The organism is Caulobacter sp. BP25, assembly GCF_002737755.1.
In the GTDB taxonomy this organism is placed as follows: domain Bacteria; phylum Pseudomonadota; class Alphaproteobacteria; order Caulobacterales; family Caulobacteraceae; genus Caulobacter.
Genome location: NZ_PEGH01000006.1, coordinates 43,852 through 68,756 on the forward strand (window position 1 = coordinate 43,852; position 24,905 = coordinate 68,756).

Below are 24,905 nucleotides of genomic sequence, written 5' to 3' on the forward strand. Positions count from 1 at the left end.
CCGGGGCCGCTTTTGCCTGCCGCCTAGTTGGCGACGGGAGCGCTGGTCTGGAGCTTGGCCGTCAGGTCTTCTCGAAAGCGTTCAAGCGACACGGGGCCGACGGAGCTGGGCAGGGCGGTCTCCTGGCGTGTCACGTCGCCGCTCAGCCGGCGCAGCGCCTCCGGCGATTGGGTTCGGTAGTAGACGCGTACGGTTCGCCGACCCGCCTCGTCCACCAGGCTCATCAGCACGAGCGCGCCGCCTGGAGGCGTATCCCCGGTGGCGTAGCCGGGCGCATCCAGAGGAACCCCCAGCGCGGCCGCGAGAGCGGTGACATTGGTGTCGTGTCCGACCAGGACATCCACGCGAGGACCGTTCTCCAGAGTTTCCAACACCCGGCGTCCCAGCGGTCCGGCCTGTCGCGCGGTCATGTATGGAGGGCGCGTGAACACGTCGAACAGCGCCGCGTGCAGCGCGCCGAGGCGCTTCAGGGCGGCGGGGTCGATCCCCCGCCAGCTCGACGGGGCCGGGGACAGGCCTTCGACATATTGGAGCAGAAGGACTTGCGCCGTGCCGGAGGCGTCGCGGATCGGACCGCTGAGGTCGACGCCCCGCCCGTCGGCGGAGGCCTTGAGGCCGGAGGTGGACGCTGGCTGGCAGCCCTGGGGCGCACCGCAGCCCAGCACGCGGTCCAGCTCGTCGAGCTGCGGCTTGAGGCGGTCCGCCAGCCGGTCGACGCCGCCGGTATAGGCTTCGATGGAGGCGATCGCGGCGGCGGGATCGAAGGGCGCGACGCCCGCTCGCAGGGGTTCGAACAGCGGATCGATGTCACCCGCCGCGCGGTGGCCCACGACAAGGCCGCAGCCCGGCGCGAGGCCCTGGGCGAAGGCCTCGCCGCTGGCGATCGTGCGCTGGGCGGTGTTGGTCCAGATCGTGACCTGGCCCGGCATGGGGCAGCCGCGCGTCGGCAGCACGCCGAGCTTTGCGAACCAGGATCTGTCCGAGCGACCCAGCCTTTCCATGGCCCGCGCGCCGCGTGGGGTCAGGTGTTCGGCCGGCGCCGGCCAGGTCGGCCAGGGATCGCGCGTGAGCGTCCCTTCCGGCGCTTCGCCGACGATCGGGGCGCGGACGCCGTGGCGCATGACCACGACGACGTGTTCCACGCGTGGCGCGCGGGCCTCGCAGACGCCCGCCCAGCCCAGGACGGCGCAGGCGAGCAGGGAGAGCGCTAGGCGGTGCGACGTTCGCGGGCTGGACATGGCCGTTTCCTCAAAGGGGGCCCCGAAACGCAACGATGCGCTCCCCGGGCTGGGGGAGCGCATCGCCGCTTCCAAGAGCGCGGGGATGAAAGCGCTCTAGAAGCTCTTCTTCAGCGTCAGCAGCGTGGTTCGACCCGAGTCGACGACGTCCGACAGGGCCAGGCTGTTTTTGCCGATGTGCGACCAGTAGCTGTAGTTCTTCAGCAGGTTGGCGACCGAGAGGTCGACCTTGAAACCGTTGCCGAAGGCATAGCCCATGTGCAGGTCGACGCTGCGCATCGGTCGAACCCACAGGTTGTCCCACTCGCCGGGCTGGTCGAGCACGTCGTAGCCGGACACGTAGGCGCCCGAGTAGTGGTAGATCACGTCGAAGCTGAAGCCGCCCTTCTGGTAGAAGAGCTGGGCGTCGGCCAGCCAGTCCGGAGCGTTCTGGATGCGGTTGTCGACGCCGTCGCCCAGGTCCACGCTGGTCCACTGACGGGTGACGTTGATTCCCGCGCCCAGGCCGCTCAGCAGGCCCGGCAGGTCCGAGAACTTCTGGCGCAGCTGCAGCTCCAGGCCATAGACGTCGCCGTCGCCGCCGTTGGTGGGCTGGCTGACCGTGGTCCTGCCCACGGCGAAGGTGTCGGTGTTCACCGAGCTTGAGCCATTGTCGTACATGTAGTCCGACAGGTGCTTGTAGAAGCCGCCCAGCATGGCGTAGCCGCCCTTGCTGCTGCTCCACTCGCCCGACAGGTCGAGATTGATCGCCTTGATCGGCTTCAGGTCCGGATTGCCGCGGCTGATCGAGACGTTGCCGTCGTCGCTGACCGCGCGACGCTCGCCGCCCGCCAGCTGGATGAAGGCCGGACGGGTGTAGGACGTCCAGACCGAGCCGCGATAGACGGCCGCGTCGCTGGGGCGCCAGGTGACGAACACGCTGGGCAGCACTTCGTTGTACTCGGTGCTGCTCGTGGCCCAGGCGCCCGTCTGTTGGCCGGCGCTGGTGGTCGGGATCGCCCAGTAGAGGTTGTCGATCTTGGTGTGTTCGTAGCGCAGGCCGGGCGTGACCTCGACGTCGCCGAACTGGTAGTCGGCCATCGCATAGATCGAAGCGACCGCCTCATCACCCTTCTGGGTGTTGCAGTTCCAGTTGTTGATCTCGTTCGAGCCGCAGGTGTCGAACGATGCGGCGGTCTTGTACTTGTAGAAGTACTCGAGCAGCTTGTCCTGGTCCACCTTCGGCGCGCGCCAATCGTATTCGCCCGGGAACACGTCTTCGTAGTAGCTGGTGGCGATGCCCAGGCTGTCCCAGGTCAGGCCGCCCTGACCGATCAGGTTGGCGAAGTGGTCATTGGTCCAGTCGCGGTTCGTCACGCGGCGATGGCTGTCGACATACTTGCCGCCCAGCTTGACCCACTGCAGCGCGCGGCCCTCGAAGACCCGCTTGGCGTCGAACTTGAAGCCGTACTTCTGCTGGCCGCTGTACTGCTCGGTCAGCTGGCCGGCGCGACGCGCCAGCAGCGCTGTGTTGGCGTTGTTGAGGTCGTCGTAGATCGTGCTGGTGAACAGCGGGCGCGGCAGGTTGTTGGAATAGCCCATCGACAGGCCGCCGAGGGTGCGGTTGGAGCCGCTGTTGAACCTGTCGCTCTGATTGATCCGCACCGAAGCCTCGATGTGGTTCGGACGGTCGTTATCGCCCTCGCTGTAGAAGACCTGAGGCGAAAGGGTCCAGGCGCCCAGCGTCTTGTCGAAGCCGGCTTGCAGGGTTCCAAGGTCGGCCTCTTCCGGGTTGGTCTCGTACCAGACGCGCGTCGAGACCTGGTCGACGCTGAGCGCGTAGCGCCCGCTGCCGGCGACGGTTTCCTTGTAGCTCTTGCTGGTGCTGACGAACTGGGTGAGCGTGGAGTTCTGCTGGGTCTTGGCGCGGGCGTAGGAGCCGCGCAGATAGACATCCAGCGTCTCGTCAGGCCGCCAGTTGAGCGTGAAATTGCCACCCCAGCGCTCGGTGAAGCCGTTCGAAACGCCGACATTTATGCCAGTCTGGGTGATATTCTGCTCGGGATCTAGGCCCGGATAGCTTTGGCCAGCCGCGTTGCGGACCAGATAGCTCCAGCCGCCGTCGTTCTGGGCGGCCATGACGCCAGCCATCTCGCTGTTGGCGAAGTTGCGCTTGTCGTAGAAGGCGCTGGCGTAGACGCCAAAGCTCTGGTCCGGGCCGAACTTCTTGGCCAGTTCGCCCGACAGGCCGCCGCCCAGGCCCTTGTCGCCATAGTCGCGGGCGCGGCTCTCGATGCGGCCCGAAGCCGTGATCGAGCCGGAGAAGTCGCCGCGATAGTCGAACGCCGACGGCGTGCGGAAGTCGACCGTGCCCCCGATCGCGTCGCCGTCCATGTCGGCGGTCGAGGTCTTGTTCAACACGATGGTGTGCAGGCCAGACGGCGGCAGCAGGCTCAGCTTGACCTGGCGGCTGTAGGGCATGCCCTGGGCCACCGTCACGCCGTTGATCATGTTGACGTTGAACTCGGCGTTCAGGCCGCGGATCGACACGAACATGCCTTCACCGCGCGAGGCGCCGTCGATGCCGCCAAAGAACGACGAGCCGGTGTTCATCACGTTGACGCTGGGCATCATGCCCAGCGCTTCGGCGACGTTGTGGACGGCGGTGTGTTCCAGGTCTTCCGCCGACAGCACGGCGATCGCATTGGCCGCGCGCATCTGCGTCTTGGCCGCGTCGTTGCGCTTGGCGACGATCACCAGGGAGTCGATCGTATCGGACGGCTCGGCCGACGGCGGGGCCGTCTCGGCGTGCGCGCCGCTCGCCCAAGCCAGGCCGAACACCCCCGCCAGAAGGGCGGCCTTGATCGACTTGCCCGTTTGTCCGCGCGGACGCTTGGCGCCTTCGCCGTTCCACTCTTTCATGATCACACCCCTGACTTGGTTCGCTGTTCGCGACGGCGGGCTCATACGTGCGGGTTGAGACAGGGGTGTGACATTATGGCGCAATTTGTCGCATTGCCACACGACCAGCTCGACAAAAGCACATCAAGCCATCAGAATTCCCACAATTATCGAGATGAGCAGCGGAGGGGAGCAGCCATGCTCAGACGCCAGGACCGTCAGCGCGAGATCCTTCACAAGCTCAAACCCGGCGAAAGCCTCGTCATTGCGCGCCTGGCCCAGGAGCTGGAGGTCTCCGAGGAGACGATCCGGCGCGAACTGCGCGTGCTCGAGGCCCGTGGCGAGGTGGTCTGGACCCACGGCGTCGTCCAGCTGGCGGCGGTTTCCAGCGAAGGTCCGCACGATCGGCGCATGCAGGAGAATCTGGCGGAGAAGACCCGTATCGCCGCCGCCGCCGCGCCGTTTGTCCGCGACGGCGACACGCTGTTCATCGACGCCGGCACGACCGCCTGCTACGTGGCCCGGGCCTTGGCTGGCGTGCGCCGCGAACTGAAGGTGATCACCAATTCGCTGGTGGTGGCCCAGACCCTGGGCGGGCGAGACGGCAACAGCCTGTTCCTCGCCGGGGGCGAGCTGGACTATGACTACAAGGCGTTCTCGGACCATGTGGCCCAGGACTATGTCTCCCAGTTCACCCCGCATCTGGCCATTCTGACGGTGGGCGGCGTCCATCCCGATCACGGCCTGACCGACCGTCACGCCCGGGAGGCGGCGATGAGCCGGATCGTCTATGAGCGCGCCGACCGGGTTCTGCTGGCCGCCGACCACACCAAGTTTGGCCGTCTGGGCCTGATCCGTACGGCCTCGCCCGAGGAGGTCGACATCCTCGTGACCGACAAGCCGCTGGAAGAGTCTTTCGTCCAGGCCTTCCGTCGCGCCACCGTCGTCATCGCGCCCTAGACGTCGCGGCGATGACCCAGAGCCTCATGAAGCTGACCCTGGCCGCGACGATCGCGATCGCCGCCATTTCGCCTATCGCCGTTCGGGCCGAAGAGCCGTCGCTGCGAGTGATGAGCTACAATATCCGTTACGACAATCCCGACGACCGGCCCGATTGGCGCGCGCGGCGCGGGCCGATGGCGCGGCAGGTCGCCTTCTTCGCGCCCGACATTCTCGGCTTGCAGGAAGCGCTGATGCCGATGGTCGAGGATCTGTCGCGCGCCTTGCCGGGCTACGCCCACTATGGCGTGGGCCGCGATGACGGGGCGGCGAAGGGCGAGGCGACGACGGTGTTCTATCGCGCCGACCGGTTCGAGCGGGTGCTGGCGCAGACGCGTTGGTGCTCTCCCACGCCCGAGCGGCCGGGCAAGGCCTATGACGCGGCGCTGCCGCGCACCTATACTCGGTTGGTGCTGAGGGATCGCGCGAGCGGCCTGCTATGGGACGTGCGCAACGCGCATCTCGACCATGTCGGCGCGGAGTCGCGCCGGCTTTGCGCGCGGCAGATCCTGGACCAGGCCGCCTGGCCGGACTCGCGCCTGATCGTGCTGGGCGACTTCAACAGCGCGCCCGGCGACCCGCCCCACGCCGTGCTGGCGGGCAAGGACTCGCCGCTTCGCGACGCCCGCGAGGCCAGCCCGATCGTCTTTGGCCCGGCGGGCACCTTCAACGACTTCTCGCCCGGCGCGCCGCCGACGGGGCCGATCGACTACGTGTTCGTCGATCGCAAGCTGAAGATCTCGCGGTTCGCCACCCTGACTGACACCGACAATGGCCTGGCGATCTCGGATCACTTCCCGATCATCGTCGAGATCGTTCCGCCCCCGCGCGGCAAGACGGCGCGGTAGGCGCGGCCTTCACCACAGCGTCTTGGCCGCGCGTTCCGGCCACGTCTGGTCATAGGCCTCGCCGCCGACCTCTCCGGCGGTGACGGCCGCCAGCATCGCGCCGGCCGAGGGCAGGGTCTTTGGATCGACATGGCTCTCGGCCTTCCAGAGGCCCGAACGCACGATGGCGCGTGCGCATTGGAAATAGGCCTCCTCGATCGTGATCACCGTCACGGTGCGAGGCGGCTTGCCGTCGACGGCGAAGCTTTCGAGCAAGGCCGGATCGGCGCTCAGCTTGGCGCGGCCGTTGACACGGAAGGTCGTGCCCGAGCCGGGGATCAGGAACAGCAGGGCTACGCGCGGATCACGGACGATGTTGCGCAGGGTGTCGATGCGGTTGTTGCCGCGCCGGTCCGGCAGCATCAGGGTCTTCGGGTCGGCGATGCGGACAAAGCCGGGCTGGTCGCCGCGCGGGCTGCAGTCCAGGCCCTCGGGGCCGACGGTGGCGAGGGCGACGAACGGCGAGGCCTGGATCAGCGCGGCGTAGTGCGGGGTGATGTGGTCGCTGACCTTGACGAGCGAGGCCGGGACGGGCGCGGGCTGATACAGCGCCTCCAGCGCTTCGATCGTGGTGATATCCATCGCGCGGCCTCCTGGCTCGACCTTATGAGCGGCGGGGGCGGGCCGCAATCAGCTGGCGAACGCGCGGGCGCAGGCTTCGGCCAGGTGGCGCGGCGAGATGGGCTTGTCGACGATGGGCTTGAAGTGGCCCCTCAGCTGGTCGGCGTTGCCGGTGACATAGACGACCGGGATGTGGCCGAGCTGGTTCTGGATCGCTTCGACAGCCTCGACGCCCGTCCCGCCAACGATGCGATAGTCCGCGGTGATCAAGTCCGGAGGGTGAGCCACGGCCATCGCCAAGGCGTCGGCTGGACTATCGGCGATGTCGAAGCTGGTGAACCCTTGCTCGGCAAGAAGAGCCTCAACCTCGAAGGCCACGAGGATTTCGTCCTCGATGATCAATACATGTCGGGCCTGTGTGTGCACGGTCATTGCCGCTGCTTTCTATCGAGTCCCAAGACATATCAATGACGGCGCGCGCTCGCGCGCCAGTCGCGTTTTCGTGATCGCTTATATCGTAGGGGTTGAGTGACATCCAGCCCGAGGCTGCGCGCGGGTGCAAACCGCGCTATGGAACGCCCAACAGATAAGAACCGCAGGAGCGCCCTAGCCGATGTCCCAGCCCTTGATCCTGACCGAGAAGCGCGGCCACGTCGCCATTCTCACCTTGAACCGCCCCGAGGCGATGAACGCGCTCGGCGCGCCGGGCGACGGCGATCAGGTGGCGGCCGCCTGCGAGGCGATCAATGATGACCAGGAGATCCGCTGCGTGATCCTGACGGGCGCGGGCAAGGCCTTCTCGGCCGGCGGCGACGTCAAGGCGATGAAGGCGCGCGAGGGCGCCTTCGCCGGCAATGGCGTGGCGGTGCGCGACGGCTACCGCAAGAACATCCACCGCATCGTGCGGGCGATCTATGGCCTGGAGGTCCCCTCGATCGCGGCCGTGAACGGCGCGGCGATCGGCTTGGGTTGCGACGTGGCCTGCATGACCGACATCCGCATCGCCGCCGACACGGCCAGGTTCGGCGTCACCTTCCTGAAGCTGGGCCTGATCCCCGGCGACGGCGGCGCCTGGCTGATGCCGCGCACGATCGGCATGAGCCGCGCGGCCGAGCTGCTCTTCACCGGCGATGTCATCGACGCGGGCAAGGCGGCCGAGTGGGGCCTGGTCAGCAAGGCCGTGCCGCACGCCGACCTGATGGGCGAGGCCCTCGCCCTGGCCGAACGGATCGCCCAGCAGCCGCCGCACGCCCTGCGCATGGCCAAGAGCCTGCTCAAGCACGGCCAGACCGCCAGCTACGACACGCTGATGGAGATGAGCGCCGCCGCCCAGGCCATCGCCCACCACACGCAGGACCACATGGAAGGCGTCGAGGCGATCCTCGAAAAGCGCGCTCCGGTCTTTAAGGGCGCTTGAGCATGGGCAAGGAAGCAAGCGGGGTCTGGGGGCAACTCTCCGAGGGCGAGAGCGAGGGAAAGCTGCTGTGGGAGCCGCCGAAGCTGATCTTCCGCGGCGCCTATCGCGGGATCTATCAGGGCCACGCCCTGAAGAACGTTCGGACCGAGGGCGATGACCTGGTGCTCAGCGACGGCACCCGCTTCACGCTGGAGCCGGGCCAAGCCGACAAATGGGTCCACGCGATCCTCAACCCGCCCTCGCGCCTAGACAAGCTGGGCGTGAAGCCGGGCATGACGGTCGTGATCGACGGTGTCGAGGACGAGGCGTTCGTCGAGGAGCTCAGCACGCGCGTGGAGCCGGTCGAGGCCGAGGAGGGGATCGACATCCTGTTCCTGGCCGCCGAGGACCTGGCCGACCTCGACCGCATGGACGACTGGAAGGGCGCCTTGGCCGACAAGGGCGCGATCTGGGTGGTCTCGCGCAAGGGCAAGGGCGCGCCGTTGAAGGACACCGACATCCTGGGCGCCGCGCGCGGCATGGGCTTTTCGGACACCAAGGTCTGCGGCTTCTCAACGACCCACACCGCGCTGCGGTTCGTGAAGCGCAAAGGCGGCTAGGAGCGCGGGCTTGGCTTGCGTTCCGACGCCCACACCGCATCTCAGGGGCAATTACTTTCGACCAGTCACCACCCAGCAGTTGCTCGCGTCGCCCGAGGTTCCGTTGGCATAGGTCTCGGCGTCGTAGGTGAAGTCGCCAACTTCCTCGGCCGTGATAGCCGCGGCCGGGAAGCCCTGATCGATTAGGACTTGTCGCGCCTGTTCGGCCTTGGGTGCCGTTTCGCAGACATAGATGACCATTTCTGCCAACATCGGAATCTCCTGAGTCAGAGGTTTGGAATCGCCGCGACCAGCCGACGGGTGGCCGCCTGTTTGTTGGCGATGGCTTTCCGGATTTCGGCCGCTGAGGTCTGGTTCTCCAAATTCTCTGGCACGGATCCCTTGGTCCTGGCGGCCGCGACCAGCGCTTTCAACTTATTGACGTCTACGACGCCGCCCGGCGCGACATAATCCAGAATTTTGTCGACGTTCGCACTCTGGGTTTCGGCGTCCTGGTGGCCTGCGTCCTGGGCTTGGCGCTGCTCCTCGGGCGTCAGCGCCGCGCTCAGAGCGTCTTGCGTTTTGTCGCGGAACAACCCCTGGTTCAAAACGGCGAGAGCCTCGGCCGCCTGGCCTGTCGCGAAGAACTGACGGCTGGTCAGGCCGCTGTTGGCGGTCTGTGGCGCGGTGGCCAGGCTGGCGGTGTCCACCGACGCCAGGACCGACGGATAGACATAGACTTGTTCGCCTCCCGGCGTGGTCTGTGGGACCTCGGCCAGCGGGATGTAAGAGAACTCCTTGCGCTTGTAACCGAAGTTGAAGCTGTCGGGGATGTTGTCCGGCCCGACGCCGATCTTGAAGCCGATGTTCGTCGTTGTCCCGAAAAACACCCGCTTCTTGCCTTCCACTTGGCCCTTCAGTTCGACCGGGCCATCCTTGACGTCTGGCGCGTCGGCGGCCTTCCCGGCCGCGGCGCCGGTGGCGTAGAGCTGGCGGACTTTCGGGCTCAGAAGGCCGCCGCCTGTCTCGATCGACGCCACGACCGGAGGAAGCGCTCCATTCGGCACCAGCGGAGCAAGGTAACCTTCGGTTCGGTCATAGCCGACGCTCGCGGTGGGCGGTTTGCCATCGACATTGATCCCCAGCGAGGCCGAGGTAACGAAGAGCACGCTCTTCTCGCTGGCGCAGGCGGACAGAAGGGATGCGACGGCCACGCCCGCCAGAATAGGAACTCGCTTCATGGAACGCTTCCTTTTGGTTTTGCGGCCTCGGCGCAGACGGCTGAGGCTTTCAGATCGACGCAGGAATTGTCGGGCAGGGCCAGGAGGCGGTCATCGCGATAGCCAATGGTGAGGCCGCCGCCGTTGACGGGGTCGTGGCTAATGGCCAAGCCCAGGATAGTGACGCGAGTGGCCTGAACCGATTTCGTCGCGTCCTCGGCGACAACGATGTCCATCAGTCCCGTGCGATGCAGCCTGTTGTCGCGATCGACGTAACTGATCGAGAAGCAGCCGCTGATCGGGCTGACCAAGGTCAGCAGAGCCAAGCCCCGGCCAAATCGAAGCACGGCCTTGGCAAGGCGATGGTCGCGGCGCCGCGAGGCGTGGGCCATAGGCGTCTTCCCCCAACCACACGGGCCAAGACGCCGCCCAGAGAGATAGATTCTCCCTTGGCGGGTATGGTTAAGCTTATGCAGCTATGGCGTCAATCTTCGTCTTGCGTCCAAACGCCATCACCCCGTCGTCCACCTTGCCAAAGCGCAGGGTCATAAGGTCCAGCGCGTAGTTCTGATGCGCCTTCCACGGCGCCTTCGGGCCCTGCTTGGGGAACATGCCGATCGAGCGGGTCACATAGCCGGACGAGAAGTCCAGCCACGGCGCGATCGGCATGTTGGGCTCATCGACGCGCGGGACGCAGAAGTCCGCATGCGTGCGGTCCAGATGCTTGAGCAGGCGGCAGACATATTCGCTGGTCAGGTCCGCCTTCAGCGTCCAGCTGGCGTTGGTGTAGCCGAACGCCGAGGCCAGGTTTGGCACGCCGCTGAACATCATGCCCTTGTAGCTGAACGCCTTGGACAGATCGGCGACCTTGCCGTCGACCACCACCTCCATGCCGCCTAGCAGCTGCAGTTGTAGGCCCGTAGCGGTGACGACCACGTCGGCCTTCAGGGTCTTGCCGGATTTCAGCAGGATGCCGTCTTCGGTGAAGGTCTCGATCTGGTCGGTGACGACCGAGCTCGTCCCGGCCTTGATCGAGTCGAAGAGGTCGGCGTCCGGCACCAGGCACAGGCGCTGGTCCCAGGGATTGTACTTGGGCGTGAAGTGGGTGGCGATGTCGTAGTCGGGACCCAAGTGGTCGCGGACCAGGTCCAGCAGCCGCGCCTTCATCTTCTCGGGCCGCTTGCGGGCCAGGTTGAAGAACAGCAGCTGCATAAGGACGTTCTTCCAGCGCGTGATGCCGTAGGCGGTCATGGCCGGCAGCTTGGTCCGCAGCCAGTTGGCGATCCCGTCCTCGGCCGGACGCGACACCACATAGGTCGGCGAGCGCTGCAGCATGACCACGTGCGCGGCGGTCTTGGCCATCTCGGGCACCAGGGTGACGGCCGTCGCGCCGCTGCCGATCACCACGACCTGTTTGCCGGCGTAGTCGAGGTCCTCGGGCCAGTGCTGCGGATGGACGATGCGGCCCTTGAAGCGCTCGGTCCCGGCGAACTCCGGCGTATAGCCCGCCGAATAGCGGTAGTAGCCCGAGCACATGTAGAGGAAGCCGCACGAGAACGTGACGATCTGGCCGTCGTGCTCGGCCTCGACGGTCCAGGTGGCGGTCTGCGTCGACCAGCTGGCGCGCTTGACCTTGTGGTTGAAGCGGATGTGGCGATCGACATCGTGCTCGCGCGCGGTCTCGCGCACATAGGACAGGATTGACGGCCCGTCGGCGATCGCCTTGGCCTGCTTCCACGGCTTGAAGCTGTAGCCCAGGGTGTACATGTCGCTGTCGGAGCGGATGCCGGGATAGCGGAACAGGTCCCAGGTGCCGCCGATCGCCTCGCGCCCCTCCAGGATCGCGAAGGTCTTGCCGGGGCAGTGCTTGCGCAGGTGATAGGCCGCGCCGATGCCTGAGAGGCCGGCGCCGACGATCAGGACGTCCACGTGTTCCATCAGATTTCCGCCCCGCTTCGACGCCCGACGGTTGATCCGGCGTGGCGATAGGTGAACATTGTTCAGGAACAAACGACCGTTTTGACCGAACGTCAACCGCGATAGCGCCCCAGCCTGGGGGCGCCAACGCGGGTTTCGATTGCGGACTGAGGCGGCCAAGGCTTAAGCGGTAACCCATGTCTCTGCGCGACTTTGGCCTTCTGGTCCTGATCTGTCTGGCCTGGGCCGGCAGCAATATCGTCTCGAAGCTGGTCGTGGCGCACTGGGGCGTACCGCCGCTGTATTATGCGGCCGTGCGCTTTGCCTTGGTCGCGGTCATCACGCTGCCCTGGCTGCTGCCCGCGCCCAGGCCGACCTGGCGGATGGTGCTGGTGGGTTTGCTGATGGGCGGAGGCAATTTCGCGCTGCTGTTCATGGGCCTGACCACCGCCTCGCCCTCGGCGGCGGCGGTGGTGATCCAGCTGGGCGTGCCGTTCACCACCGTGCTGTCGGTGCTGATGCTGGGCGAGCGCATCCGCTGGCGGCGCGGCGCCGGCATCGCGCTCACCTTGCTCGGCGCGGTGGTTGTCATGTGGAGCCCGCATGGCATCGAGCTGTCGCCCGGCCTCTGGCTGATCGTCGCGGCGGCCTTCACCGGCTCGCTGGGCGCGGTGATGATGAAGCAGATCGAGGGCGTCAAACCGCTCCAGTTCCAGGCCTGGGTCGGCTTCTCCTCGCTGTGGCCTCTCGGGCTGATGAGCGCGCTCATGGAGCCGGGGCAGGTGGCCGCAGGCCTTCACGCCGGCTGGCCCTTTCTCGCGGCGGTGGTGTTTTCGGCTCTGGTGGTTTCGGTTCTGGCCCACACGGCCTATTACGGGCTGATCCAGCGCTATGAGGCCAATCTGATCGCGCCGCTGACCCTGATGACGCCGCTCTTCACGATCGGCATGGGCGTGGTGGTCACCAACGACCACTTCGATCTGCGGATGGGGATCGGGGCGGCCCTGGCGCTGCTGGGTGTTCTGATCATCGCGCTTCGGCGGAATCAGGTCATGCCGCTGTTGATGTCGATCCGGAACCGCGTCCAATGAGCCTGTCCTTTATCGAGGCCCCGTCGCCCAATTTCGACGCCCGCAAGGCCGTCCCCGACACGGTGGTCCTGCACTACACCGGCATGGAAACCGGCGAGGGCGCGATCGAGCGGCTGCGCGATCCGCAGGCCAAGGTCAGCGCGCACTATTGCGTCGAGGAAGACGGCCGCATCTTCCGCCTAGTGCCCGAAGAGCGCCGGGCCTGGCACGCCGGCGCGGCCTTCTGGAAGGGCGTCAAGGACATCAACTCGGCCTCGATCGGCATCGAGATCGTCAATCCCGGCCACGAGTTTGGCTATCGCCCGTTCCCGGACGCCCAGGTCGCGGCGGTGATCAACCTGCTGGCCGACGTGCGCTCGCGCTGGATGATCCCCGACAGCCGCATCCTCGGCCACTCCGACGTCGCCCCCGCCCGCAAGGTCGATCCGGGCGAGCTCTTCCCGTGGAAGCGCCTGGCCGAGAGCGGCCATGGCCTGTGGGTCGAGCCGCCGCCGTCGCCCGGCGCCCCGCTGGGCCAGGGCGAGGAGGGGACCGGCGTCTTCGCGCTTCAAGCGGGGCTGACGCGCCTGGGCTTCGACTGCGCCCCGACCGGCCAGTACGACGAATGGACCACGACCGTGGTCGCCGCCTTCCAGCGCCACTGGCTGCAGAGCCGCTTCGACGGCATCGCCGACGGCGAGACCCGCTCGCGCCTGGTGGCCCTGTTGCGCGCGGCGGCGGACTGATGCATCCGGCGCCGGCTTTCCACGTCGAGGATCGCGCGGTCCTGCTCAACTTCTTGCGAGCGCATCCGTTCGTCACCATCGCCGCCAGCGTCGGCGGCCGGCCGATGGTCGCCCAGTCGCCGGTGGTCATCCGCGAGCTTTCCGGCGAGATCGCGCTCGACTTCCACCTGTCGCGCGGCAACGTCCTGACGCCGCACCTGACGCAAGGCTTCCGCGCGGTGGTGCTGGCGACCGGCCTCGACGCCTACATCAGCCCCGACTGGTACGAGAGCGCCGACCAGGTCCCGACCTGGAACTACCAGTCGCTCGAGGCCGAGGGCTCGGTCGCGCCGCTGAACGAGGCCGAGCTGATCGCGCTGCTCGACGACCTGTCGGCGCAGGAAGAGGCGCGGCTTCTCCCCAAAAAGCCCTGGACCCGCGACAAGATGAAGGCCGGCAAGTTCGAGGCCCTGCTGCGCGGCATCATGGGCGGCCGGCTGTTCGTCGAGCGCCTGGAGGGGACCTTCAAGCTCTCGCAGAACAAGTCCGACGCCGACCGCCTGGGCGCGGCGAAGGGGCTGGGCAAGCACCCGATCGCGGGGCTGATGCGAGATATCCCCTGAACCCGACTTCCCCGGCGAATGCCGGGGCCCAGATCGAACCCACGGACCGCCGCGATTTTGACGCCGTCGATTGGCGCAAACACCTCAAACTCTCGGAATGAATCTGGGCCCCGGCATTGGCTTCGCCGCACTGAAGTGTCGCCGGGGAGGTCGGATGAAAGTTGACCTCGCGGCCCCGCAAGGCCATTGAACCCCCGGACCAGATGGTCGGGCGGTCGCGTCGTCTTCGGACGCCGAGGAAAGTCCGGGCTCCACGGTGACAAGGCGGTGGGTAACGCCCACCGGGAGCGATCCCAGGGATAGCGCCACAGAAAGCAAACCTCCTCCCTACGGGGCGGGAAGGGTGAAAGGGTGGGGTAAGAGCCCACCGCGGACCTGGTGACAGGGACGGCATGGCAAGCCCCGCCTGGAGCAAGACCGAATAGGGACCCCGCGCCGACCTCGCGTCGGATAGGCCGTCACTGGCTGAGAGGGTCCGGGTAGGTCGCGAGAGCCGTCCAGCAATGGCCGGCCTAGAGGAATGATCGTCGCCGTCTCTTCAGTCTTCGGATTGGCGGGGCGGAACAGAACCCGGCTTACAGATCATCTGGTCCATTTCACGGAGGCGGACAGCGCTTCCTCCGTCTCGCCGCGTGCGCGGCGTCTCGTTTTTCCCGCACGCAGGGTCGCAAGTCGAAGTGGATGCTGGTGCACTGTCATCGTGGTGATCGTAGTATTGTTCCGTAGTGCACGTTAACGCTACGCTATGGTCCGGTAGACTTGGGAGTCGACACCTTCGCAGGCAGCAAGGGGTCTATCTCCCGGGCGACGGCGGTTTTGAGACGATGCCGAGACATTGGGCCCAGATTCCGCGCAGCTGTCAGCAACCGTCGACGCAGCTTAGCAAGCCAGGGAAGTTCGAGGGTGCGGACGTCGGAGGCATCTCCCCTCTGATACCGCGCGCTTAAACCTTGTAGTACCGAGATTTGCGCGGCTGGCTCAAGCGTCAGTATAGTTTTCGCGAATTCCTCTGGCGCGATATAGTGAAGAAGCGGGACGTCCCAGAACGCTGCAGGTGTCGGTGAATTATTGATTGTGGTTTGCTGTGTGAACCGATCAGGCTCGGCTTTAAGTGTCTCATGTAGCTTCTCAGCGGCGACCGGAAGCATTTTCCGCCATGCTTTATTGATTGCACCATCGAGATAATTCGCCAGAGCTTTGAACTCGGGCGTTTCAACGTCGATATAGCCTAGGCCATCATATCCCGAGTCCGTTCTCAGGTGCTCAGGCCGGGCGATGGTCAGGTCGAACCTGTTATTCGCTGCGAGATCGTCGACGTAGGCTCGGCAGTCTTTTTGGACTTGGGCGAGGGGCCTGCCGTAGCCAATACGCGCTGCATTCAACATAATCCCGAATACATGCATGATGATCGGGGGGGTGACGAAAGCCCTTGCGACGAACTCGGCTTCCAGAGCAGCCATTGATTGGGCATACTCTGCATCGGTGGATCGATAGCCATACCACGCGCGACGCCAAATCGGCTCTGCATCTGGCGAGATGAAGGGCGGCGCGCGATCCAAGCTAGATTGGACCTCAACTGGCTCAACATAGCCGCGTGTTAGCAACGCAACCACAAGATCGGGATCAAGGCCAGCGGGCCGAAGGTCGATGCCGGGATACCGGTCTTCACTAAGCTCCAAAGAAGATTTCGTTTCTTCCTTGCCACGGCGGAACAAGCGCGCCCACCGATTAGCCTTTAGGCTTTGAAGTTGCTCCTTGGGAAGTCGCCCCGTACGAACCTCTATAGAGAGAGCCACAATCGCCTGAAGCATGGCCTTCAGCTCATTGGTGTGAGCTAGGTCGCTGGGCCGGAGACCTTTAGCAACTCGCTCGAAATCCCACAGCGCCTGTTTTAAGACCCGCAAGTTATTGGCCTCAGACTGCGCGAAGACGTCGAGCACTTGCGCCTTGGACATCTCTAGAAATTTGGCTGCCCATGGGTGGGTCACGAGTTTGAGCAATTCGGGATAGGCCGCCTCGACGGAGGGCAATATCACCAGGCTCTGACCGATCAGCTTTTCCTTGATCCTCTTAAAGTCTGGGTCTTCCTTCTCGATTTCCGTCTCGTTGGCCAGAATCACAACCTTCGCGTCTTCATGTTCCACGAAAGCATTGATGTAGCCCAATACGTTCGCAGGCTTCATGGCCGTCCGCTCGAGATCATCGAACACCAAAAGTCGGTCCTTGGCGTTCTTAGCAAAATCATTCAGATCGATCTCGGGCAGCCCCCCGTTTATCGAGCCGTCGTCTCTCCCGTCGCCGTCGAGATCAATCTTGAGCGCGCCTTTTAGGAATGCACGTGCGAGCACGCCACCGAGCTTCGTGTACTTCGACGAAAGAGCAGGGTGCAATTGACGATAGATTTGATCGTCGATTTCGCTAGCCGAACTGACGCCGTAAAGGCTCACGTAAATGTGGGCGCGCTTCCGGTCGGCGAGATAGGTCTTCAGAAAATGGGTCTTGCCCGCTCCCCAGGGGCCGGTGAGGAGGACCGCATAGTTCAGCGGCGCGGTGCTGGTGCAATATGCGTCTAGGAAGACCCGAACGGCTGCATTGGGATCAACCACTTCAACGGTAGCGCTCATGCACGACCCATACCGCCTTCCCCGCTGTAGCACCACAACCCCCCTTCTGGCGGTCGGCGCGGTCCGCAAGGCGTTGTCGGAATTGCGGTGGCAGAGCATCAATTGGCTCGGCTTTGTCTGCGTCAGCCGATTACCGCCTAGTCGCTGCTCTCCCTCATCTTCCTCTTCGGCCTCGCCGTGAAGCGCCGGCTCCAGATCAGCTAGGCGCAAGTCCCGCTCGCCCCCTCAGTCGCGGAGTTTATCCTCGGGCGCGCGCTTCGCGCGACCCGGGGGCGACAGCTCCCCCGCATCGCTGGGGAGCATCTAGTTTCCTTGCCTCGCTCCGCCTTCAACTGCCTCCGCGCGCCTCATTCACCGAGCGGTTCTGTGTATGTTCTGTTGATTAACCGTCGCTCCCAGTGGAGCGACGGTGCGACACCTTTGAAATCTCGATGAAACCCCATTCGGTGTCATTGTATCCCAATTCATCCCATGTTAACCCAATTGCGTCGGGGCGATGTGGCGGGTCGTCGACCGGCGTGGATCTGGCGGGGTTCGGCTCTTGTTTCTCTCGACCTTCGAGAAACAGCTCGACAGCAAGCGGCGCATCGTTGTGCCGCAGGAATTCCGCGCGGCCGTGTCCGGCCTGTTCGACGGCATTTTCTGCTTTCCCTCGATCGAGGCCGACTGCCTGGAGGCGGGCGGCAAGGCCCTGTTTGACCGCTATACGGGCGTGATCGAGGAGCTGCCGTTCGGCGATCCGATCCGCTCGGCGCTGGAGACCAGCGTGCTGGGCGGCATGGCCAAGCTGTCATTTGATACGGCTGGTCGCATTACCTTGCCCGACCATTTGTGCGAAATGTGCGGCCTCACGGATTGGGTTGCTGTCGTCGGTATGGGTGAGCGTTTTCAGATTTGGTCCCGCGAGGCTTTCCAAGCCCATCGCGCGGCGCAGCGCGACTTGGCGCGCGAAGGCCTGGCCGCCCTGCGCGCCCAGCAGCGGGCCGCCCGTCTGGGCGTCGTGTCGTGAGCGCCGCGCCGCACATCTCGGTTCTGCTCGATGAGGTGGTCGAGGCGCTGGGCGCCGGTCCCGGCGACGTCGTCGTGGACGGCACCTTCGGCGCGGGCGGCTACACCCGCGCGGTGCTGGCCACCGGCGCCGGCGTCATCGGCTTCGATCGCGACCCGACCGTCCAGCGCTTCACCGAAGGCCTGTCGGCCGACCGCTTCCGCCTGATCCAGGCCCGCTTCTCCGAGATGTTGGACGAGCTGGGTCCGGAGTCGGTTGATGGCGTGATGCTGGACCTGGGCGTTTCGTCCATGCAGCTGGACCAGGCCGAACGCGGCTTTTCGTTCATGCGCGACGGGCCGCTGGACATGCGGATGGGCGACACGGGCCCGACCGCCGCCGATCTCGTGAACACCCTGGATTACGTCGAGCTGGCCAAGATCCTCTATGTCTATGGCGAGGAGCACGCCTCGCGCCGCATCGCCAGTTTCATCCTGCGGCGTCGTGAAGAGAAGCCTTTCGAGCGCACCCTCGACCTGGCCGAGGTGATCGAGCGCGCCGTCGGCGGCCGCAAGGGCGCCAAGGTCCATCCGGCCACGCGGTCGTTCCAGGGGCTGCGGATCGCGGTCAATGACGAGCTGGGCGAGCTGGAGGCGGGCCTGGCCGCCGCCGAGCGGGTGCTGAAGCCCGGCGGCCGCCTGGTGGTCGTGACCTTCCACTCGCTGGAAGACCGCATCGTCAAGGCGTTCCTGACCGAGCGCGCGGGGCGCACGCCCGGTGGTTCGCGTCATGCGCCGCCCGTCGCCGCCGCCGCCCAGCCCAGCTTTCAGCTGATCTCGAACAAGGCGATCGCGCCGGGCGAGGCCGAGCTGGCGGCTAATCCGCGCGCCCGTTCGTCCAAGCTGCGCGCGGCCGTACGTACCGAGGCCCCCGTCTGGGAGGCCGCCCCATGAGCTTCATGGAGCTGTTCAATCGGCGGGTGCGAGGCTTCCGGGTCGTCGAGGTGCTGGGCCTGGGAATCCTTCTGGCCCTGGTCACGGGCGTCTATCTGGCCAAGACCTTCGCCGGCCGCGAGCGCCAGGAGATCGCCCGCATCCAGCAGGAGATCGACGAGGAGGCGGGCCGCAAGCGTCTGCTCGAGGCCGAGGTCGCTCACCTGGAGCAGCCGCGCCGCATCGAACAGCTGGCGCAGATGATGCAGCTGGCGCCGATCGCGGCTGATCGCGAGATCACCGAAGACGCCCTGATCGACGTGGCCCGTGGCCGCGACCTGCCGCAGGCGCCGGTCACGGCCGCGCCGCCGGCGACAGACGCCATGGCCGCTGACGCGCCCGAGGCCTTGCCCGAGGATCCGCCGCCGCCGCCGACCGGGGGCGGGCGATGAGCCTCTCCAACCTCGGACCCGGCGGCTTCCATTCTCCCGCCTGGCGGTGGCTTGTCGAGCGCGTCTGGCGTCTGGAGCATGCGTTCGAGCGTTCGCGAGCCGCGGCAAAGCCGCAGGACGACACCCGCATCCGCATCTTCCTGGTGATGGTGTTCTTCGGCATCTGCTTCGTCGGCGTCGGTCTGGGCGCGAGCTGGGCGGCGCTGTTCTCGAACGCCGGGCGTGGGAGCGCCTATGCGATGGGCGCCGAAGGCGCGCGGGGTGATCTGGTCGACCGCCACGGCAAGCTGCTGGCCGTCGATCTGGCCCACTACGCCCTCTATGTCGATCCGCGCGAGGTGTGGGACGCCAAGGAGACGCGCCGGGCTCTGGGCAAGGCTCTGCCGCAGGTTCCGGCCAAGCGGCTGGACAAGGTCGTGTTCGGCGATCACCGCACCTTCGTCGTCGGCGGCCTGACGCCGGATGAAAAGGACGCCGTCTTTAATCTCGGCCTGCCGGGGATCTCGTTCGAGGAGCAGGAGCGGCGGATGTATCCGCTGGGGCCGACGGCCGCGCATCTGGTCGGCTTCGTCGACAGCGGCGGCAAGGGCTTGGCCGGCGCCGAGCGCGCCCTGGATGATCCGATCCGCAAGGCCGTGGGCGGCGAGGGCGGTCCGGTCCAGATGTCGATCGACGTGCGCGTCCAGGCCGCGCTGGAGGACGAGCTGCGCAAGGCCGCCGCCGAGTTCACGCCCAAGGGCGCGGTGGGTCTGGTCACCAATGTCCACACCGGCGAGATCCTGGGCCTGGCCAGCCTGCCCGACTACGACGCCAACAAGGCCGGGCAAGCCACCGACGACCAGCGCCTGAACCGCGCCGCCGCCTCGGTCTACGAGATGGGCTCGACCTTCAAGGCGTTTACGGTCGCGATCGGTCTGGACACCGGGGTGGCGACGCCCGCCTCGACCTTCGACGCGCGCGAGCCCTACAAGCTGGGCTATCGCACGATCCACGACTATCACGCGGCCAAGGCCATCCTGAACCTGGTCGAGGTTTTCCAGCACTCCTCGAACATCGGCACGGCCATGCTGGCCGAGCGGGTTGGGGGCGAGCGTCTGTCGCGCTACTTCACGGCGCTGGGTCTGACCAAGCCGGCCAAGGTCGAGCTGATGGAATCGGCCCGTCCGCTGACGCCGCGCAAGTGGGACATGGACGCGGTGGCCTCCACCTCGTTCGGCCACGGCATCAATGTCAGCCCGCTGGCCCTGGCCCAGGCGATGGGGGCTCTGCTGAACGGCGGCAAGGTGCTGCCGCTGACCATCCGGAAGCTGCCCGACGGCGTGCGTCCCGAAGGCAGGCGGGTGCTCTCTGAGAACACCTCGGCCGAGATGCTGAGGATCATGCGCGCCAACGTCGTGCCCGGCCAAGGCGGCAGCGGCGGCAAGGCCGACGTCCCTGGCCTGTCGGTCGGCGGCAAGACCGGCACCGGCGAGAAGTACGACCCCGCGATCCGTGGCTACAACCATCAGCGCCAGGTCTCTTCGTTCGCGGCGGTGTTTCCGACCGAAAGCCCGCTGGAGGCCGATCGCTACTTCGTCCTGATCCTGATGGACGAGCCGCGCGGCACGGCCAGTTCCTTCGGCTTCTCGACGGGCGGCTGGGTCGCCGCGCCCGCCGCCGGCAAGGTGATCGAACGCATCGCGCCGTTCCTCGGCGTGCAGAGAAAGCCCGAGCTGGTGACGATCGCCGCTCCCCCCAAGAACGCCGCTCCGGAGGCGGGCCTATGACCAAGCGTCTGTCCGAACTGTTCAACCGTCCGTTCGCGCCCGATCCGGTGATCGCCGGCGTCACCGCTGACAGCCGCAAGGTCACGGCCGGCTGGCTGTTCGCCGCCCTGCCGGGGACCAAGGTCGACGGCCGCGACTTCGCGCAGGGCGCGGTGGCCAAGGGCGCCGCCGCCATCCTGGCGCCCGAAGGCGGCCTTGAAGGCATTGGCGTTCCGGTGGTGCGCTCCGAGGACGCCCGCCGCGCCTACGCTCTGGCCTCGGCCGCCTTCTGGGGCAAGCAGCCGGCCATGTGCGTGGCCGTGACCGGCACGAACGGCAAGACCTCGGTCGCCGGCTTCTGCCGCCAGATCTTCGCCCAGCTGGGCCACAAGGCCGCCAGCATGGGGACCCTGGGCGTGGTGGTCAGCCAGGCCGGCCAGCCCGACCAGCAACTGACCCCGCCGGGCCTGACTACGCCCGACGCCGGCGACGTCGCCGAGATGATCGCGCGCCTGGCCGATATGGGCGTCACGCACCTGGCCTTGGAGGCCAGCTCGCACGGCGTCGACCAGCGCCGTGTCGACGGTGTGAAGCTGCACGCGGCCGGCTTCACCAACTTCACCCAGGATCACCTGGACTATCACGGCTCGATGGAGGCCTATCGCGCCGCCAAGCTGCGCCTGTTCGACACCCTGACGCCCGCCGGCGCGACGGCGGTGCTGAACGCCGACAGCGAGGCCTTCCCGACCTTCGCCTCGACCGCCGTGACCTCGGGCCAGAGCGTGTTCTCGGTCGGCGAGGATGGGCAGGGCCTACGGCTGCTGTCGCGCACGCCGACGCCGGCCGGCCAGGACATGGTGGTCGAGGCGCAGGGCCAGACCTACGAGATCCGCCTGCCGCTGGCCGGCGCCTTCCAGGCCTCGAACGTGCTGGTCGCGGCCGGCCTCTGCGTCGCCGCCGGCGAGGACGTCGCCAAGGTGCTGAAGGCGCTCGAAAGCCTCGAAGGCGCGGCCGGGCGCCTACAGCGCGTCGGGCGCGGCCCCACGGGCGGCGAGGCCTATGTCGACTACGCCCACACGCCCGACGGCTTGCAGACGGTGCTGGAGGCCTTGCGTCCACACACGCGCGGCAAGCTGATCGCCGTCTTCGGCGCGGGCGGCGACCGCGATCGGGGCAAGAGGCCCCTGATGGGCGCGATCGGTGCGAAGCTGGCGGATGTCGCCATCGTCACCGACGACAATCCGCGCTCGGAAGATCCCGCCTCGATCCGCGCCGCCATTCTCGAAGCCGCCCCGGGCGCGCGCGAGATCGGCGACCGCCGCGCCGCCATCCGCGCCGCCGTCGACCTGCTGGCCGAGGGCGACGTGCTGGTCGTCGCCGGCAAAGGCCACGAGCAGGGCCAGATCGTCGCCGGCGTCGTGCATCCGTTCGACGACGTCGCCGAGACCCTCGCGGCTTTGGAGGGTGTCGATGCTTGACGCGCTCTGGACCGCAGATGAGATCGCCCAGGCGGTCGGCGGCAAGGTCGCCGGCGACTTCGCCGCGACCGGCGTCTCGATCGACACCCGTTCGGTGGAGCAGGGCGACCTGTTCGTGCCGCTGGTCGGCGCGCGCGATGGTCACGACTTCGTCCCGCAGGCGGTGGCGAATGGCGCGGCAGGCGTCCTGGCGGCCAAGCCGGTCGACGCCCCGGCTGTGATGGTCGCCGACACCTTCAAGGCTCTGGAAGCCCTGGGCGTTGCCGCCCGCGAGCGCGCGCCGCAGTGCAAGCGCGGCGCGGTGACCGGCTCGGTCGGCAAGACCAGCGTCACCCGCGCGATCGAGGCGGGCCTGCGCCTGGCCGGCAAGGCCCACGCCTCGGTCAAGAGCTACAACAACCACATCGGCGTGCCGCTGACCCTGGCCCGCATGCCGCGCGACACCCAGCGGGCGGTGTTTGAAGTGGGCATGAACCACGAGGACGAGATCGTCCCGCTGTCGGGGTTTGTCCAGCCGCACGCGGTGGCGATAACCACGGTCGGCCCGGTGCATATCGAGAACTTCCCCGATGGCGAGGCGGGCGTGGCGCGCGCCAAGGCCGAGATCTTCGCGGGTCTGCTGCCGGGCGGGATCGCGGTGCTGAACGCCGACAACCGCTGGTTCGACTTCTTGAAGAGCGAAGCCGAGAAGGCTGGCGCGACCGTCTGGAGCTTTGGGTCTTCGCCGGACTGCACCGCTCAACTCATTTCATTTTCATCCGACCTCCCCGGCGAAGGCCGGGGCCCAGATGACAAGGCGGCAGGCGCTCCGGATGAATCTGGGCCCCGGCCTTCGCCGGGGAAGTCGGTGGTTAAGGCGGTGATCAAGGGCGAACCGATCGCGTTCTCCCTGCTACAGACCGGCGTCCATTGGGGCCCCAACAGCCTGTGCGTCCTCTTGATGCTGGAAGCGCTGGATGTGCCGCGCGAGACCGCCTTGGCGGCGCTGGCGGCCTTCGCGCCGATCGAGGGGCGCGGCGCCGAGAAGACCATCCGGATCGCGGGCGGCGCCTTCACCCTGGTCGACGAGAGCTACAACGCCAATCCGGTCTCGATGCAGGCCGCCTTGAAGACGCTGGGCGCGCGCAAGGTCGCCGGTCGCCGGGTCGTCGTGCTGACCGACATGCTCGAATTAGGCGAGGGCTCCGCGCGGTTTCACGTCGAGCTTGCGGAGCCCATCGCGGCTGCAAACGTTGACATGGTTTTTCTCGCGGGCGTCCACATGAAATCGCTGTGGGAGGCGCTTCCGTCGACTCGGCGAGGCGGTTACGCGGAGGTTACTGAAAAGTTAACGGCGCAGCTGGCGGGGGCGATCCAGCCCGGCGACGTAGTGATGGTGAAGGGGTCGAACGGCTCCAGGGCTGGCGTGCTCGCCGGCGCCCTGGCCGCGCTCGATCTCGGGGAACGGGTCTGATGTTGTACTTCCTGTATGAATGGCTGGCGCGCTCGCAAGAGCATGTGCCGATGCTTAACCTGTTGAAGTACCTGACGTTCCGCTCCGGCATGGCGATGCTGACCGCCTATATCGTCGCCGTGGCCATGGGCTCGCGCTTCATCCGCTGGATGAAGACCAAGCAGGGCAAGGGCCAGCCGATCCGCACCGACGGCATCGCCCGCCACGTCACCGAGAAGGCCGGCACGCCCACCATGGGCGGCTTCATGATCCTGGCCGGCCTGTTCGCCGGCGCCCTGCTGTGGGCCGACCTGCGCAATGTCCACGTCTGGGTCGTGCTGCTGGTCACCGGCAGCTACGGCGTACTGGGCTTCATGGACGACTACGCCAAGGTCACCAAGCAGACCACGGCCGGCCTCTCCAGCGTCCAGAAGCTGATCGCCCAGTTCATCGTCGCGATCGCCGCCACCGTGATCCTGATCCTGTTCGCGCCCAAGTCGCCGATGACGCCGGGCATGGAGACCAGCGTGGTCTTCCCGATCTTCAAGGCGCTGGTAGTCAATCTGGGCTGGTTCTACGTGGCCTTCGCCGCGATCACGATCGCCGGCTTCTCGAACGCCGTGAACCTGACCGACGGCCTCGACGGCCTGGCCATCGTGCCGGTGATGTTCGCGGCCTCGACCTTCGGCCTGATCGCCTACCTCGTGGGCAACTACAAGTTCGCCGACTATCTGAACCTGCACTTCGCGCCGGGCGTCGGCGAGCTGGCGGTGCTGTGCGGCGCGATCATCGGCGGGGGCATGGGCTTCCTCTGGTATAACGCGCCCCCCGCCAAGATCTTCATGGGCGACACCGGTTCCCTGGCCCTGGGCGGCGCGCTGGGCGCGATCGCGGTCTGCGCCAAGCACGAACTGGTTCTGGGCATCGTCGGCGGTCTGTTCGTGGCCGAGGCGCTCTCGGTCATGATCCAGGTCGCCTACTTCAAGAAGACCGGCAAGCGCGTCTTCCTGATGGCGCCGATCCACCATCACTTCGAGAAGCTGGGCTGGCCTGAATCCACCGTCGTGATCCGCTTCTGGATCGTGTCGATGATGCTGGCCTTCGTCGGCCTCGCCACGCTGAAGCTACGGTAGGGGAGG

Annotated in this window: 23 protein-coding genes and 1 other RNA gene; 15 read left to right on the forward strand and 9 right to left on the reverse strand. The window is 66.6% G+C overall.

Annotated elements, in window-relative coordinates; translation table 11 throughout:
* Positions 1-23 precede the first annotated feature (23 nt).
* Both CSW59_RS03485 and CSW59_RS03490 read right to left on the reverse strand, forming a co-directional pair.
* Positions 24-1,238 (reverse strand): histidine-type phosphatase, encoded by a 1,215-nt coding sequence (locus CSW59_RS03485; protein ID WP_099442723.1) that lies wholly within the window; start codon positions 1,236-1,238, stop codon positions 24-26.
* A gap of 96 nt (positions 1,239-1,334) precedes the next feature.
* Positions 1,335-4,139: a TonB-dependent receptor gene (locus CSW59_RS03490; protein ID WP_099442724.1), complete on the reverse strand. Its 2,805-nt coding sequence runs from the start codon at positions 4,137-4,139 to the stop codon at positions 1,335-1,337.
* 177 nt (positions 4,140-4,316) lie between these two features.
* Between CSW59_RS03490 and CSW59_RS03495 the strand changes: the two genes are divergently transcribed.
* Both CSW59_RS03495 and CSW59_RS03500 read left to right on the forward strand, forming a co-directional pair.
* Positions 4,317-5,078, forward strand: a complete 762-nt coding sequence (locus CSW59_RS03495) for a DeoR/GlpR family DNA-binding transcription regulator (protein WP_099442725.1) — start codon at positions 4,317-4,319, stop codon at positions 5,076-5,078.
* 11 nt (positions 5,079-5,089) lie between these two features.
* Positions 5,090-5,965 (forward strand): endonuclease/exonuclease/phosphatase family protein, encoded by an 876-nt coding sequence (locus CSW59_RS03500; RefSeq protein WP_099442726.1) that lies wholly within the window; start codon positions 5,090-5,092, stop codon positions 5,963-5,965.
* Between the two features lie 9 nt (positions 5,966-5,974).
* Here the strand turns inward: CSW59_RS03500 and CSW59_RS03505 are convergent, their stop codons facing one another.
* Together CSW59_RS03505 and CSW59_RS03510 are read right to left on the reverse strand one after the other, a co-directional pair.
* Positions 5,975-6,586: a pyridoxamine 5'-phosphate oxidase family protein gene (locus CSW59_RS03505; RefSeq protein WP_099442727.1), complete on the reverse strand. Its 612-nt coding sequence runs from the start codon at positions 6,584-6,586 to the stop codon at positions 5,975-5,977.
* A gap of 48 nt (positions 6,587-6,634) precedes the next feature.
* On the reverse strand, positions 6,635-6,997 hold the full coding sequence (locus tag CSW59_RS03510; protein WP_099442728.1) for a response regulator: 363 nt from the start codon (positions 6,995-6,997) through the stop codon (positions 6,635-6,637).
* A gap of 181 nt (positions 6,998-7,178) precedes the next feature.
* On the opposite strand from CSW59_RS03510, the gene CSW59_RS03515 reads away from it, so the two are divergent.
* Together CSW59_RS03515 and CSW59_RS03520 are read left to right on the forward strand one after the other, a co-directional pair.
* Positions 7,179-7,982, forward strand: a complete 804-nt coding sequence (locus CSW59_RS03515) for a crotonase/enoyl-CoA hydratase family protein (RefSeq protein ID WP_099442729.1) — start codon at positions 7,179-7,181, stop codon at positions 7,980-7,982.
* Positions 7,983-7,984: 2 nt separating this feature from the next.
* On the forward strand, positions 7,985-8,581 hold the full coding sequence (locus CSW59_RS03520; protein WP_099442730.1) for a DUF3052 family protein: 597 nt from the start codon (positions 7,985-7,987) through the stop codon (positions 8,579-8,581).
* A gap of 51 nt (positions 8,582-8,632) precedes the next feature.
* On the opposite strand, the gene CSW59_RS03525 is transcribed toward CSW59_RS03520, so the two are convergent.
* From CSW59_RS03525 to CSW59_RS03540, 4 genes are all read right to left on the reverse strand, one after another.
* The gene (locus CSW59_RS03525; protein ID WP_099442731.1) at positions 8,633-8,833 is read right to left on the reverse strand and encodes a hypothetical protein; all 201 of its coding nucleotides are present in this window, start codon (positions 8,831-8,833) and stop codon (positions 8,633-8,635) included.
* A gap of 14 nt (positions 8,834-8,847) precedes the next feature.
* Positions 8,848-9,801, reverse strand: a complete 954-nt coding sequence (locus tag CSW59_RS03530) for a hypothetical protein (protein ID WP_099442732.1) — start codon at positions 9,799-9,801, stop codon at positions 8,848-8,850.
* Positions 9,798-10,172, reverse strand: a complete 375-nt coding sequence (locus tag CSW59_RS03535; RefSeq protein WP_099442733.1) for a hypothetical protein — start codon at positions 10,170-10,172, stop codon at positions 9,798-9,800. The genes CSW59_RS03530 and CSW59_RS03535 overlap by 4 nt, the downstream gene beginning before the upstream one ends.
* A gap of 76 nt (positions 10,173-10,248) precedes the next feature.
* On the reverse strand, positions 10,249-11,718 hold the full coding sequence (locus CSW59_RS03540; RefSeq protein ID WP_099442794.1) for an NAD(P)/FAD-dependent oxidoreductase: 1,470 nt from the start codon (positions 11,716-11,718) through the stop codon (positions 10,249-10,251).
* Between the two features lie 176 nt (positions 11,719-11,894).
* Here CSW59_RS03540 and CSW59_RS03545 point away from each other — a divergent pair, with 176 nt between their 5' ends.
* From CSW59_RS03545 to rnpB, 4 genes are all read left to right on the forward strand, one after another.
* Positions 11,895-12,788: a DMT family transporter gene (locus CSW59_RS03545; protein WP_099442734.1), complete on the forward strand. Its 894-nt coding sequence runs from the start codon at positions 11,895-11,897 to the stop codon at positions 12,786-12,788.
* Entirely contained in the window at positions 12,785-13,513 is a 729-nt protein-coding gene (locus CSW59_RS03550) for an N-acetylmuramoyl-L-alanine amidase (RefSeq protein ID WP_099442735.1), read from the forward strand. The genes CSW59_RS03545 and CSW59_RS03550 overlap by 4 nt, the downstream gene beginning before the upstream one ends.
* Positions 13,513-14,115 (forward strand): FMN-binding negative transcriptional regulator, encoded by a 603-nt coding sequence (locus tag CSW59_RS03555; RefSeq protein ID WP_099442736.1) that lies wholly within the window; start codon positions 13,513-13,515, stop codon positions 14,113-14,115. Before CSW59_RS03550 ends, CSW59_RS03555 begins: the two co-directional genes overlap by 1 nt.
* Before the next feature lie 199 nt (positions 14,116-14,314).
* Positions 14,315-14,709: RNase P RNA component class A (gene rnpB, locus CSW59_RS03560), an RNA gene on the forward strand.
* A gap of 149 nt (positions 14,710-14,858) precedes the next feature.
* Here rnpB and CSW59_RS03565 read toward each other — a convergent pair.
* Positions 14,859-16,739: a P-loop NTPase fold protein gene (locus tag CSW59_RS03565; RefSeq protein WP_161495015.1), complete on the reverse strand. Its 1,881-nt coding sequence runs from the start codon at positions 16,737-16,739 to the stop codon at positions 14,859-14,861.
* Between the two features lie 541 nt (positions 16,740-17,280).
* Between CSW59_RS03565 and CSW59_RS03570 the strand changes: the two genes are divergently transcribed.
* The 7 genes from CSW59_RS03570 to mraY are packed head-to-tail and all read left to right on the forward strand — an operon-like array spanning position 17,281 to position 24,899.
* Positions 17,281-17,748, forward strand: coding sequence for a division/cell wall cluster transcriptional repressor MraZ (locus tag CSW59_RS03570; protein WP_099442738.1), 468 nt, complete (start codon positions 17,281-17,283; stop codon positions 17,746-17,748).
* Positions 17,745-18,680 carry a 16S rRNA (cytosine(1402)-N(4))-methyltransferase RsmH gene (gene rsmH / locus CSW59_RS03575; RefSeq protein WP_099442739.1) on the forward strand — a complete coding sequence of 312 codons (936 nt, stop codon included), beginning with the start codon at positions 17,745-17,747 and terminating at the stop codon, positions 18,678-18,680. The genes CSW59_RS03570 and rsmH overlap by 4 nt, the downstream gene beginning before the upstream one ends.
* A complete protein-coding gene (locus tag CSW59_RS03580) occupies positions 18,677-19,111 on the forward strand; it encodes a cell division protein (protein ID WP_099442740.1) in 435 nt (144 codons plus the stop codon). The genes rsmH and CSW59_RS03580 overlap by 4 nt, the downstream gene beginning before the upstream one ends.
* Positions 19,108-20,877, forward strand: coding sequence for a penicillin-binding protein 2 (locus CSW59_RS03585; RefSeq protein WP_099442741.1), 1,770 nt, complete (start codon positions 19,108-19,110; stop codon positions 20,875-20,877). The genes CSW59_RS03580 and CSW59_RS03585 overlap by 4 nt, the downstream gene beginning before the upstream one ends.
* Positions 20,874-22,334 carry a UDP-N-acetylmuramoyl-L-alanyl-D-glutamate--2,6-diaminopimelate ligase gene (locus tag CSW59_RS03590; RefSeq protein ID WP_099442742.1) on the forward strand — a complete coding sequence of 487 codons (1,461 nt, stop codon included), beginning with the start codon at positions 20,874-20,876 and terminating at the stop codon, positions 22,332-22,334. Before CSW59_RS03585 ends, CSW59_RS03590 begins: the two co-directional genes overlap by 4 nt.
* Entirely contained in the window at positions 22,327-23,787 is a 1,461-nt protein-coding gene (murF, locus tag CSW59_RS03595) for a UDP-N-acetylmuramoyl-tripeptide--D-alanyl-D-alanine ligase (RefSeq protein ID WP_099442743.1), read from the forward strand. The genes CSW59_RS03590 and murF overlap by 8 nt, the downstream gene beginning before the upstream one ends.
* Complete coding sequence (gene mraY, locus CSW59_RS03600) at positions 23,787-24,899, forward strand: phospho-N-acetylmuramoyl-pentapeptide-transferase (RefSeq protein ID WP_099442744.1); 1,113 nt, start codon at positions 23,787-23,789, stop codon at positions 24,897-24,899. Before murF ends, mraY begins: the two co-directional genes overlap by 1 nt.
* The last annotated feature ends 6 nt before the right edge of the window (positions 24,900-24,905 follow it).